This is a genomic window from Arcicella sp. GW822-FHT02H01, from assembly GCF_058802005.1.
Genome location: NZ_JBXANT010000001.1, coordinates 23,046 through 36,842, shown reverse-complemented (window position 1 = coordinate 36,842; position 13,797 = coordinate 23,046). Strand labels below are relative to the sequence as shown.

The 13,797-nt window shown below is 34.8% G+C and carries 10 protein-coding genes; 6 read left to right on the top strand and 4 right to left on the bottom strand.

From position 1 onward, the window contains the following. The first annotated feature begins 13 nt into the window (after positions 1-13). From AC1RNE_RS00140 to AC1RNE_RS00125, 4 genes are all read left to right on the top strand, one after another. Positions 14-490, top strand: a complete 477-nt coding sequence (locus tag AC1RNE_RS00140; RefSeq protein ID WP_492799039.1) for a hypothetical protein — start codon at positions 14-16, stop codon at positions 488-490. 7 nt (positions 491-497) lie between these two features. Further along, complete coding sequence (locus tag AC1RNE_RS00135) at positions 498-1,883, top strand: SulP family inorganic anion transporter (RefSeq protein ID WP_492799038.1); 1,386 nt, start codon at positions 498-500, stop codon at positions 1,881-1,883. A 225-nt stretch (positions 1,884-2,108) separates the two neighbouring features. After that, positions 2,109-2,354, top strand: a complete 246-nt coding sequence (locus tag AC1RNE_RS00130; protein ID WP_492799037.1) for a hypothetical protein — start codon at positions 2,109-2,111, stop codon at positions 2,352-2,354. Positions 2,355-2,476: 122 nt separating this feature from the next. Then, positions 2,477-3,481 (top strand): LLM class flavin-dependent oxidoreductase, encoded by a 1,005-nt coding sequence (locus AC1RNE_RS00125; protein WP_492799036.1) that lies wholly within the window; start codon positions 2,477-2,479, stop codon positions 3,479-3,481. A 231-nt stretch (positions 3,482-3,712) separates the two neighbouring features. Here AC1RNE_RS00125 and ggt read toward each other — a convergent pair whose 3' ends face one another. Beyond that, complete coding sequence (gene ggt, locus AC1RNE_RS00120; protein WP_492799035.1) at positions 3,713-5,509, bottom strand: gamma-glutamyltransferase; 1,797 nt, start codon at positions 5,507-5,509, stop codon at positions 3,713-3,715. 277 nt (positions 5,510-5,786) lie between these two features. Here ggt and AC1RNE_RS00115 point away from each other — a divergent pair, with 277 nt between their 5' ends. Next, positions 5,787-7,451, top strand: coding sequence for a hypothetical protein (locus tag AC1RNE_RS00115; protein WP_492799034.1), 1,665 nt, complete (start codon positions 5,787-5,789; stop codon positions 7,449-7,451). A gap of 108 nt (positions 7,452-7,559) precedes the next feature. Here the strand turns inward: AC1RNE_RS00115 and AC1RNE_RS00110 are convergent, their stop codons facing one another. The 3 genes from AC1RNE_RS00110 to AC1RNE_RS00100 all read right to left on the bottom strand — a co-directional run bounded on the left by AC1RNE_RS00110 (position 7,560) and on the right by AC1RNE_RS00100 (position 12,325). After that, positions 7,560-9,734 (bottom strand): S9 family peptidase, encoded by a 2,175-nt coding sequence (locus tag AC1RNE_RS00110; RefSeq protein ID WP_492799033.1) that lies wholly within the window; start codon positions 9,732-9,734, stop codon positions 7,560-7,562. A gap of 62 nt (positions 9,735-9,796) precedes the next feature. Beyond that, entirely contained in the window at positions 9,797-10,486 is a 690-nt protein-coding gene (locus AC1RNE_RS00105) for a pseudouridine synthase (RefSeq protein ID WP_492799032.1), read from the bottom strand. A 330-nt stretch (positions 10,487-10,816) separates the two neighbouring features. After that, entirely contained in the window at positions 10,817-12,325 is a 1,509-nt protein-coding gene (locus AC1RNE_RS00100) for a RagB/SusD family nutrient uptake outer membrane protein (RefSeq protein ID WP_492799031.1), read from the bottom strand. 368 nt (positions 12,326-12,693) lie between these two features. Here AC1RNE_RS00100 and AC1RNE_RS00095 point away from each other — a divergent pair, with 368 nt between their 5' ends. Beyond that, a complete protein-coding gene (locus AC1RNE_RS00095) occupies positions 12,694-13,716 on the top strand; it encodes a nucleoside hydrolase (RefSeq protein WP_492799030.1) in 1,023 nt (340 codons plus the stop codon). The last annotated feature ends 81 nt before the right edge of the window (positions 13,717-13,797 follow it).

Here is a 13,797-nt window from a genome sequence, read left to right as displayed (position 1 = left end):
TAAAAGATAAGTGATGAAAAAAACTATTTTAATCCCGATTGACTTTCGTGTTGCATCGCTCAACACGCTGAAACTTGCGTTGGAACCCTATAGCGAAGACGTTATAGAGGTAATATTATTATATGCCGAATACTTGGGTGATTCCATTACAGAATTATTATTCTATACGCCTAAAAAGATAGTATCCACCCATATAACGCCCGAATTCAAGGAAGCATTAGAAATTATCCGCAACAGATTTGAAGGTAAGCTAAAGTATATCAATATTGAATTATTTCATGGATATACTACAAGTGCGATGAAAAATTTCCTTGAAGCAAACGCTGTCGACGAAATTTACATTGCTAAAAACTATCAGCTAAAAGAATCAAAAAATTCTTTTGACCCCACTCCTTTTCTCAAAAAATCACACTATAAAGTGATTGAAGTAAGTATCGAAAATGATTTTGACCAAACAGAGCATGAACAATTAGTAGCACTATTTAACTAAACTAAAGATGAGCAAAAATACGTTTCCAACTACTCCACTAGCAAGAATTAAGCTTTTCTTTACTTTTTTTGATTCACGTTGGGAGGATTTAACCAAAGACTCATGGTTAAAAATAGTTTACAGAGATTTCAGTGCGGGATTAATTGTAGCTATGACCGCCATCCCAATGGCGATGGGCTTTGCGATGGCAATGGGGATGCGTCCAGAACACGGCATCATTGCAGGAGCATTAGCATGTGTAGTTGGTAGAACGTTTGGTGGCTCTAAATATCAAGTTTATGGGCCTACGGCAGCCTTTATTCCTGTTATTGCCAGTTTGATGACCAAGTATGGAACTACTAATGGTGGAATATTTGAAACGGCTCATGGCTTTCTGATTTTGGTTTCCCTCATTTCAGGAGTTGTATTAATCATCATGGGTATTTTTGGCTTTGGTAGGTTTGCAAAACTCGTTCCCAATTCAATTATTGTGGGGTTTACAGTAGGCATTGCTCTGGTTATTGCCCTTACTAATCTTGAAGACATTCTTGGCATTGAATCATTCTCTGATTTATTAGGCCAAGAAGAAAATTTAAGTGGAGGTTTTATTGATAATATTCAGGTTGCCTTCCAAAATTTACATTTGATTAATGGATGGTCTATCTTTTTGGGTGTCCTGACCTTCGCATTAACTAAGATACTATTACGAATTTCTATTTTCATTCCTGGTCCTGTTATTGCAATGGGCTTGGCTACAGTACTGTCCGCCACAGTATTGCAAGACAAGAACATTATTTTGGTTAAAGATTTATATGGTTCTATACCTAATAATTTTTTCAAATTTACCCCTCCCATCTTACCTGATTTAAATAGTGCTGTTGTCATTGACATTATCTATTATGTCTGTGCCATCGTATTTGTATCAGGGGTTGAAAGCATTTTATGTTCATCAATGGCTGATAAATTAGCCAACAATGACAAAACGCCTTTTAACCCTGACAAAGAATTTTTTGGACAAGGAATGGTACAAATCATTACACCACTTGTCCAAGGGTTTCCTTGTACTGGCGCATTAGCAAGAACCGCTACAAGCATCAAGGCAGGAGCACAAACACCTTTGGCAGGTTACTTCAAAGCAATTTTGAAATTATCTATGGCATATTATTTAGCCGAATACCTAGAACTCATTCCAATGGCATGTATCGGTGGTATTTTAGTCTGGGTATCTACGAATATGATTAAGCCTTCGGAAATAAAAGAGATAAAGCATTTAGGCAAATTTGAATTCTCAATGATGGTATATACAGCCGTGATGGTGCCAGTAACCGATTTCCTAACAGGCGTATTATCAGCGTTAATTATTTACTTTCTCGTGAAAAAAGCATTCAAAAGACAAACACAAGTTCACGCATAATATTTTACCAACATACAAACATATATATGATAATTTGGTTTAAAACACACTTCTTAAGTGTGTTTTTTCTTTTCAAAAAGAAAAAATCTCCTAAATATATCGGTATATTTATTTAAAATACTTTATCAATAAATCTCATTTTTTGTTTATTTTTATAGCTATAAAAATGATTATGCCTTTCATAATCAATCCATTAAACCAAACGCAAATCCTTAAACTAAACACATGAAAGAGAAACAACTACAAGAAATGACTTTAGAGGAACTGAAAGCCAAACAAAATAAGCTGAAATTAATAATTGGTATTTTTATAGGGGTATTTGCCGTCCTCTTGGGAGCTAGTTTATTTTTAATGAATAAAAAGGGTGGCTTTGTTGCTTCTACAACCTTGCCCGGAGCCTTTATTCCTGTCTTAGTAATTATGGGAATAAATATGAAAAAAGTTAAAGATGAGATTACAGCCAGAGGCTAACCAAATAACAGAGCATTACGTATATTGCTCTGTTATTAATTAAAAAGATAGTTGAATCAATGATTGGGCAAATTCGTTATTATCTGATAACACAGAAATGATAATAATAAACTTCAGCTCAAATGAAAAAGATTAAATTAAGTATATTAGACCAATCAATTATACACCCAAACAGTACAGCCATTCAAGCCATTCAAGAAACCATTGAAACAGTTAAACTAGCCGAGCGTTTAGGCTACCATCGTTTTTGGGTTTCCGAACATCATAATTCAACTTTTATTGCAGGGTCAACACCCGAAGTATTGATGGTAAAACTAGCCGACGAAACCGACCGTATTCGCATAGGTTCTGGAGGAATAATGTTGCCCAATCATAGTGCTTTAAAAGTTGCAGAAAATTTTAGGATGCTAGAAACGCTATTTCCAGGGCGTATAGACTTAGGCATGGGGAGAGCTCCGGGTGGAGATACCATCACAGCATCTTTGTTGAACCCTTCCAATGATTTTAAAGAAGAAAGTTATTTAAGACAGTTGAGCCATCTTCAGCATTTTTTTACAGATAGTGCTGGTACTTCAAAAGGAAGATTATTAGCTATTCCACAGGCCTCTACTATTCCTATGCAATGGATTTTAAGTTCTAGTGGTGGAAGTAGTGCAATTGCTTCTCAATTTGGAATGGGCTTGGCAGTGGCCAAGTTTATCAACGGTCACGTAAATCCAGACATTGTTGAACATTATCGTAAGAGCTTTACTCCTTCATCGCAATTTGCTCAACCAAAAGAGTTACTTGCCTTATCAGTCATTTGTGCAGATACAGAAGAGAAAGCTAGACAGATGAGACACTTCCATGACTATACGCTAGTTAAATTTGAACAAGGTTTGTTTGATCAATTTGTTAGTTACGAAGAAATAAAGAACTACGATTTCTCTATGGCAGAAACTGCTAGAATTAAAGCAAATAGCACCAGAATAATATCAGGAACAAAAGATGAAGTAAAAGAGAAATTAACACGATTAGTTAATGAATTCGATATTGATGAAATAATGGTATCGACATTAACAGATAATAAAGAAGACAGGCTACATTCTTTTGAGTTGATTGCAGAAGCCTTTGGCTTAGTGAAATAATATATTAATACTTCTGATTACCCACAAGTTGATAAACAATTGATAATCAATGCATAATAACCTCACCCCCAACCCCTCTCCTTCAGAGAGGGGAGCTTTAAGCACCAATGTCTGCTCCCCTTCTCCTTCAGAGAAGGGGCTGGGGGATGAGGTTTGAGAGATGATTTAAGTCCATTTTAACCCATTTAATCACTACGATTTAAGTCCCTCGCTAGTGATAAAGAATCCTCCTCAATATCCTACTGCTGTATCATCTGCCCTTACGTCTGCTCCGCCTTCATAAATACCATCTGGCAATACTAAAATACAATCCATTCTACCGATAGTATTTTTCTGTGAATCTAACTTATACCCTTTTTCACGCATTCTTATCAAGGTTTTTTCTGTAAAAGCACCCTCTTCAAAAGTAGTTCTGTCGGGTGTCCATTGGTGATGGAAACGGAGTGCATCAACTGCCTGTTGCATTGACATTTGGTGTTCAACAACATTTAAAAACACTTGAAAAACCGAGGTGATAATAGTAGAGCCACCTGGAGTACCTAAGACCATTAAAAGTTTACCATCTTTTTCAACAATCGTTGGCGTCATCGAAGAGAGCATTCTTTTGTTAGCAGCAATCGCATTGGCTTCATTTCCAATCAATCCATACACATTAGGCACGCCTGGCTTAATAGAAAAGTCATCCATTTCATCATTCATTAAAAAACCTGCTCCGTCCACCACTACTTTGCTTCCATAAGAGCCATTTAAAGTAGTAGTAATGGATACTGCATTTCCTTCTTTATCTACAAAAGATGAATGGGTAGTTTCTGTGCTTTCGTAACCCGAAATATCACCGCCTTTTACCATTTTGCTATCAGTTGCTTGAGTAAACTGAAAATCTTGCCAGCGTTTCTTCAAATATTCAGTCTCTAATAATTCCTTTTGAGGGACTTTGACAAAATCAGGGTCACCCAACCACTTTGAACGATCAGCATATACCCGACGTTCCGCTTCAATCATTACCTGTGTGGTGGAGTCGCTATGCCAACCCCATTTTTGAAGAGGATATGGTTCAACAAATTTCAATAGTTGTAATAAAGCAATTCCTCCGCTTGATGGTGGGGGCATTGAAATTACTTTTAGGTTTCTATAATTGCCAACCACTGGTTCACGCCAAGCTGAATGATAGCTATCTAAATCTTTTTGAGTGATGATTCCTCCTCCTCTATTCATTTCAGCTAATAATAATTTGGCTGTTTCTCCCTCATAAAAGCCTTTTCTTCCTTGCTCTTGTATCAATCTAAGCGTTTTTGCCAAATCTTTTTGGATGAGTATTTCTCCTTCAACCCACTTAGCAGTATCTTCTTTCATGAAATACTTCTTGGTCGGATTAAACTTTAGTAAGTCAGCTTTTACATTATTTAATCCTCTAGCTTCGCGAGCAGTCAATTTTACGCCATTCTCAGCTAAATCAATCGCTGGCTGCAATACTTGTTTCCAAGTAAGCTTTCCAAAGCGTTTATGGGCTTGTTCTAAGCCATCGACTGAACCAGGTGTACCACTAGCCAAATGTCCTAACCAACTAGGCTGACCTGCCTTTATATCTTTGTTTTCATCTAAATACATGTCTCTGCTAGCATTCTCAGGGGCTTTTTCACGATAATCCAACGTATAACTTATGCCGTCTTTATCACGATAAACCAGAAAACCACCGCCCCCGATATTCCCTGCTGCTGGGTGAACCACTGCCAAAGCAAACTGCGTAGCCACTGCGGCATCGATAGCATTTCCTCCTTGTTTTAGTATATCAACGCCCACTTGAGACGCAACTGGGTGAGTAGCCGCAACCATTCCATTTTTGGCATATACAGATGCCTTTTTAGCAAAGAAAGGCGAGGCATTAGGGTCTTCGTTACTAAATTGATAGAACCCTTGATTTTCAACTGGTTTTTGAAGAGAAGTATTTTGCAGGTTGGGTTGCGTCGTTTTACAAGCCCCTAAACCTATTAAGCAGATTGATAAAGTAAGTAAATGTTTTGACCTCATTTTGTTGATTTTTTATTTCAATTTACAGAATTCGCCTTATTTAAACAATTAAAATATTTGAATGCTGAATGATAACATTCTCTAAATGCCACTCATTTTCCATTATTTATTTTAAATATATCAAAATTGATTAAAATCGTGAAAATTGGTTAGTAAATCGCCTTATGTTGAGTATGTTGGGCAAACTAACATTTATTTTATCATATTATCGCTATTTTACTATCTACTGGCATAGAAATTTAGGTCTTTAAGTAGTTGACTCTTTACCATTAATTCTATGACACAAAATCCAAAAAATCCCTTCAAAAAAGTACTAATTGTTAGTCTTTATACATTACTTGCATTTTTAGCAATAGCAACCATCGTAGGACTATGGGGATTAAAACCATTATTATCAAAACGCATTCAATATGCTGTATTAAAAAGCACAGACAGTTTATATCACATTGACTTTAAAGACATTCAGTATAATATTACTGGTGGTGAAGCACGCATCTTGGGCGTGCGTTGGCAAGCAGATACTACTTTGTATAAGCAACTGGATTTAGCAAAAAAAATGCCTGATAATATTTATCAAGCTCAAGTAGATGAAATTCATTTAACAGGAATTAATCCTTGGACAATTATTTTTTCATCAAAGTTACATTTACAATCAATCAGCATCAAAGAACCAGTTATTCGGATTAACCATCACAGGCAATATTATAATTCTTTTAAAACCATTACGCCATTCTATACTATACTCTCAAAATTTGTAAAATCATTTTCTGTAGAAAGAGTAAGTTTAGACAATATCAATTTTACTTATATTAATCATTCTGAAAAGAAAACGCCTAGTACCAGCAAGGTCGAACATTTGGATATTGAGCTTACCGACTTATTAATAGACTCAACGTCTCATCGTGATAAAAGTCGTTTTTATTATATGAAAGAGTGTGTTTTTAAGCTAGATAAACTAGAAATACTGACAGAAGATTCATTGAATAAATTCAAAATAAAGGAGTTATTATTCTCTACAAAATCAAAATCATTATCGCTTGAACACTTGGAATATGAGCCACAGTATAAACAAATTGCTTATGGCAATAAAACTAATGGAGATGATAGAATCAGTATTGTTTGTAAAAATATCAAATTAGATTCTATAGATTTATACAAGCTTTTTGAAGAGAAAAAAATCTATGCTAAAACCCTTGGTATTAACAATGGGCAAATAAATGTATTTACCGATACGCGTCTTTTCAAGCCACGTAAGAAAATGGATTATCGCCCTTTCCCACATGAAGCTTTTAGAAAATGGCAACTTAAATTTTTAATTGATACGATAAAATTAAGTCGTTTTAAAATAACTTATTCTGAATATAATCCTCAAACAAATTTAGTGGGCAATGTGATTTTTGACAAAGCGAATGGTCATGTCTATAACTTTACAAATGATTCTATCCCCTTAGCAAAAAATCCAAATTGCATCGTTTTTTTGAAATCTAAATTGATTAATAAAGCAAACGTTCATTTTTCTTTTCGCTTCAATGTAGCAGATAAACAAGGAGATTTTAGTTGTAGTGGCAAAGTATTTAATATGCAATTATCCACTGTAAATCAGGTAACGGAAGCTTTAGTAATGGCTAAAACTCAGGAAGGCTATCTTAGTTATTTTGCTTTTGATATGCATGGGAATAAATTCGGATTGAAGGGCTCTACTACGATGCTCTATCAAGGCTTAAATGTAATGATATATAAATTTCCTCCTGAAGACGGTGTCTTTAAAAAACGGAAACTATTATCTTTTATCGCCAATACATTTATCATCAAAAAAAGTAATCCAACAGGAAAGAAACCTCCAAGAATTGCTACTATCAATTATCAGAGGATTCCTGACAAGCCTTTTTTCTATACGCTTTGGAAAGGGTTGTTGGAAGGGATAAAAGGTTCGGTGCTGTAGCATTATTAAAAAGGATTCTAACAAAAACACCCGATAGGTTAAAACCTATCGGGTGTTTTTGTTAGAAATACGGCTGAATGCTCAAAGCTCATCACTCAAAGCTATCACCTATCTTCCACCCGGCGGGCAATATTGTTTCAAGTAATTAGTGTACAATGTATTTAAGTGCATTCTTGTTCCTTCGCCTTCATAAATACCATGCGAACGATTTGGATATGCCATAAATTGAAACTGTTTGTTGTACTTAATTAATTCATTTACCAACATTTCAGCATTTTGAAAATGTACATTATCATCCCCTGTTCCATGGATGTATAATAAATTCCCTTTCAAATTTTTAGCATAAGTAATCGGAGAACCATTCACAAAATCTTCTCTATTTTCTTGAGGAATGCCCATGTATCTTTCCTGATAAATATTATCATAAGAAAGTTGGTTGGCTACAGCCGCTACAGCAATACCTGTTTGATAAATTTCTGGGTATTGAAATAATAAATTCAACGTAGTTGACCCTCCACCACTCCAACCATGAACAGCTACTCTTGTAGGGTCGATGTATTTATTTTTCAATAATTCCTTCGCTGCCATTGCTTGGTCGCGGATATTGATTTGTCCAATTTTACGATAAATTGCTTTTCTCCACTCACGACCTTTAGGAGATGGTGTTCCTCTTCCATCAATTGACACATAGATATAACCATCTTTTGCCATATCACCAACATATAAACCATTTGAGCCTGCTGAATAAGTATCTTTTACCGTTGCTGAAGCAGGTTCAGTATAAACCATGAATACGATTGGATACTTTTTAGTAGAATCAAAATCATAAGGTTTTACCATCCATGCATCCACAGTGATATTATCTTCAGTCTTGATTTTCAAAAATTCAACCTTGTTTTTTCTTGGTTTTTGTTTTGTTATTTTCGCATCAATGCCCTCTGCTTCATTAAAAGGTTTGTGGTCGGGCAACGTAATCATTTCACTTACGGGACTAACTGTTGAGCTAGTAAAACGATGTTGAGCGAACTTACCCGTTGGCGAAACATTATAACTATGTGTTCCTGCTTGGTTCAAAGGTGAAACTTTTTCTGCTTTACCTTTCCCATCTAACGTAGTTCTATATAAATATTGTTGTGTAGCATTTTCTGGCGAAGCTGTGAAGTAAATTACATTCGTTTCTTCATTGAATGCTAAGAAACTAATTACATCAAAATCACCCACAGTTATCAACTTTTCTTTGCCATCTTTTCCAACAATGTATAAGTGATTCCAACCGTCTTTTTCAGATTGCCAGATAAAATCTTTTCCATTTTTCAACCAATCCCAGCCTACAGACTCTCCTGCACGGTTATTTACATTAACCCAAGCTTTATCAGATTCAGTATAAAAAGTTTTGGCTACGCCAGTTTTAGCATTACAAAGCATCAATTTTGTTTCGTTTTGCTTGCGTGGCAATTGCTGAATAATGATTTCAGATGAATTACCAGCCCATTCCATTTTAGGAATATAGTTATTGGTTGATTCTCCCGGCACTTTCATCCAAATCGTTTTAGTGGTAGCAATATCTAGAACACCCACTTTACAAGCAGAAGGCTTCTCTCCTACTTTTGGATATTCTACAGGAATTACCTGTGAATAGATAGAGTCTGTGGTATTCAACATGAAATAATCACGAATGGTATTAGCATCAATCTGCCAATAGGCAATAGATTTGCTATCTGGACTCCAACGAAAACCATCTCTACAATCAAATTCTTCTTCATATACCCAGTCGAAAGTACCGTTGATTAGTTTCGTAGTACCGTCCTTGGTCAATGCTTTAATTTTGTTGGTGGCAAGGTCTTCTACATAAATATTATGCTTTGAAACATACGCAACTTTTGACCCATCAGGCGAAAACTTCGCAAACATCAAAGATGATACAGGCATGCCTTTTCCTAATTGCTTAAGTTGTTTGGTGGCAATGTCTAATACCCAATAATCGCCACGCGTTTCATAACGCCATACTTTTTTGCTGTTGGTAAAAATCAATACTTTTTTAGCATCTTCTGAAAAGGTATAGCTTTTGATTGATAAAGCTGAGGTTTGTCCTTTAGGAATCAATAAATCTGAGGTAACAATAACTGTTTTTTGTAAAGAAGGAAGACTTACTCTTGAGATTTGACTCCCTTCCAATGAAGTATAAGAAGTACCATCAGTATCCCAATTAATGCCCTGAGCGAACAATCCTGCTGGAATAAGTATCAGGGTTAATAATAGTTTAGTAAAGTGTTTTTTGTTCATGATTTTTAATTGATGAATGAAAGACGAAAATAGCAAAACATTTTGCTTATACCTATCATTGGCTAAACTTCCTGTTGAATTTCTGTTATTGATAAATGCCTGTATGTGCTAGGCGTTAGGTTTTCTAATAATACATTCCCAATTCGGGTTCTGATAAGTTCTAATACTTCGTAGTGCAATTGATAGCACATTCTCCTGATTTGTCTATTCAACCCTTGCACTAAAATAATCTTAAAACTGAAATCGGTGATTTTTTCTACCTGACAAGGCAAAGTCATTTTACCCATGATTTGTATACCGCTTGACATTCTAGTAATAAATTCTTCATTAATTACTTTATCGACTGTTACTAAATACTCTTTTTCGGTTTGGTATTCTTTGCGAAGTGTTTTATCAAAAAGGCGACCATCGTTAGTCAATAATAATAAGCCTTCAGATTCCTTATCTAGTCTGCCAACTGGGAAAATCGGTTCTTCAAAAGGTAAAATCTCTTTCAAGTTTTCAGGAATACTGGTATTCAATGTCGTTTCTATGCCTCTGGGTTTATAGAAGGCTAGATAAATCATTTTTTTACCTTCTTTGATGAGTTGATTATTATAAACGACTTCATCTTCAAGGTTGATAATGACATTCTCATTAACCACCAAACCATTGACCATAATCGCCCCAGATTGAATCAGCGACAAAGCCATTTTGTTAGCAATTTGGAGACGTTTAACGAGTAAATATTGAAGACGATTTCTGAAAGTCATTTGGTAGACAGAAGATTTTTAAATGCAAGATACATTAGAATTGTCAACTTTTAAAAAGTTGACAATTCTGCTACATCCTCTCCCTTCTTGGAGTTATCTCCAACGAGATGTCCATAAGTAACAAATCTACATATAAAAAATACCAACAAAGTTGATACAGTTGTTGATTTTATTTTAGTTTGTCTAGAAGACAATTTCATTCACCATTTCTAATATTAATAAAGAACACCATAGAAAAGGCAAAGGCATGGGACAGTCAGAACAGGGAGTTTATATTTTATTTGAATTAAAACCAAAGCAGTCAATTGACCGCTTTGGTTAACTAATAAATTATGGATTTTGTACCATGTATTTATTTAATGCAATCTCAGTGGATGGAATTGGCCAAATATATGCAGATGCTGTTGTTTCAATCAAACTAACATTAGCTTTAGCTGGAAGAGGTAAAAGGTTACGTTGTAAATCTATTGAACGAAAACCTTCTCCTAAAAATTCTATTCTTCTTTCGGTCAAAATGGCGTTAACTAAATCTTTTCCTGTAGTAAATTTATTATCAGCATAAACAGTAGTAGATCGTCCTCTAACAGCATTTAATAAAATTAAAGCCGAAGCATCAATCCGGTCTTCTGCTAGTTTAGCTTTTGCTTCTGCTAGGTTTAACAATACTTCTGCATAACGGATTACTGGGATATAATCTTTGTGGTCTGGTCCGGTGGGGAACTTTGTTAATCGATAACGACCTTGATCTCCTACAAAATCTCTTTTTACAAAATTTATATATCTAGCATCAGTACTTGTAAAAGCGGAATTAGCCAGAATACCTTCAGGGTTTAAAGCAAAATCTCCATTCCCAATCAATGGCATGTAGAAACTCGCTAAAGCATTGTTTTTTCCTGGCAAGTCACTTTCATTTTCTTCTCCCATTGGAAACGAAAACATAGATTCTGTCGATTTATATGGAGGAATAAAAACAGAAACGACAGATGTTTGCAATGTATTTGCCACACCAGTAAGAGCTTTGAACGGAGCTGTAGGCGAAACTATTTTATTGGCTTCTCTCACTACATCACTCCATTTTCTCATGGTTAAATAAACACGAGTTTTCAAGGCAATCACACTATTTTTATGAGGTTTAGTATTATTTAAAGCTGAGGTAGGATATAAAGAAGGAAGATTTTCTTCTGCATAGTTTAGGTCTGCTATTATCTGTTCATAAACATCACCTACCGTACTTCGTCTCATATGCATATAATCATCAGTACCATAGAACTGTGTTGATAAGCGTAAAACAACTCCAAGGTTTTGAGCATCATCTCTGATATATTGCTGAGCAAAAGTATTAATCAAAGCATAATAATTAAGAGCTCTTAGAAATCTAGCTTCAGCACTGTATTTCGTTGCTGTGGCTGCATCAACATAAGAAGGACTTTTATTTAATGCTTCAATAAAACCATTTATATGATTTATTGCATTGTAAGCAGCTGCCCACATTTCACTAGGTTCTGATGAAACTGCGGTAATTTTTTGTCGCCACACTTCATATGCTGTAGCAACATTTGAGGTTGTATTCAAAAAATCCTCTCCACGAACATCATTGTATACATAATAACGCCCTCCAAATAGCTGACCAGACTTAGTAAGTGAGTACAAACGACTTAACATTATCGAAACATCATCAGCAGACTTAAAAACTACTAAAGAGGTTGCTACAACGGGTAATGGTATAATGTCAGCTTTTTTTGTACATGTGAATGTTACTGAAAATATTATCGTACAAACTATAAATAGTTTATACATTTTCCATTGATGTTTTAATCTAGGGTAAATAGCTAATTTCATATTATTTATAATAAAGTGTTTATGTAGTTTTTAATTGTAAGTATAGTTATTTACTATTTTATCAACAAATTACTAGATTTGCATGGTTTTTCAAAAAACTAACACGTAAAACTCTATTTTAATTAGTAGAAATAATACAAATTTCTAAACATCAAAGCATTGATTAAAAACTAGCGATTGAGAAAAATAATACTTTGAAGTAGTTTTACATTATCCTTTCTTTTATTACAATTAGTTTACTTTGTCACCCTTTTGCTTCGAAAACATCCACAATAACCAACAAAAATCTTTTTCATGAATTTACTTTGTAATTAGAAAACCAATGTAAATTTGATTTTCTAATCAATCTATCAAGCCATGAAAAGCCAATGCTAAAAAAACACAATCTTTTACTATCAATATTTTTATTGATAGCCCCCATCCTATTATTTGCTCAGAATACTTCCAATAATAGTGCAGTAATACCACGAATACGCGTAATTGTTGACAATGATTTCAGTGGCGACCCTGATGGATTGTTTCAGCTTGCACATTTATTACTCTCTCCCTCGGTGGAAATAAGAGGTATTATTGGCTCTCACTTAAGTGTTAATGATGGCTTCGACCCTTCTAAAACACAAGCTAATAATGCTGCCAACAAAGCGAAGGAATTATTACAAGTAATGGCTATCAAAAATAATATCCCTGTTTTTGCGGGTTCAAATACTGCTATGGTGAATGACAGTACTCCTGTGAAAAGTGAAGCTGTAAATTTTATTATCCAAGAAGCTTTACGCACTGATACTAAATTGCCTTTGTATGTACTTTGCGGTGCAGGTTTAACAGAGATTGCTTCGGCTGTATTAACTAACCCACAAATCGCCAATAAGTTGATTTTAATTTGGATTGGTGGACCTGAATATAACGATTTGGCATTACCTCCTCCTAATTTTTCTGACCCAGAATATAACCTAAAAATAGACATTTCGGCGGCAACGGTTGTATTCAACAAATCGAATATTGCTTTGTGGCAAATACCAAGAAATGCCTATCGGCAGTGTATCATTTCTTACTCGCAACTTTTGATAAAGGTAAAACCAACAGGAAAAGTAGGCAGTTATTTGACTACCGTTCTAGAAAACTTAATGAAGAGAATCCAACCTTATTATAATATTGGCGAAACGTATATTCTAGGAGATAGCCCTTTAGTATTATTAACAGCTCTTCAATCATCTTTTGAAGCTGATCCATCATCAAGTAATTATGTTGTTAAGCTGGCTCCAAAAATCAATAAGCTTGGTGCTTACGAATATAATCATAAAGGACGAAGCATCAGGGTTTATAATCACTTAGATACTCATTTAATGTTTGAAGACTTTTTTGCCAAACTAGCGTTAATGAATCCTTATTGATTGCTTAATTTATGGAAGCTTAATATGAATAGCTATTAATAAAAAAACGGTCAGTTGAAATATTCCAACTGACCGTTTTTA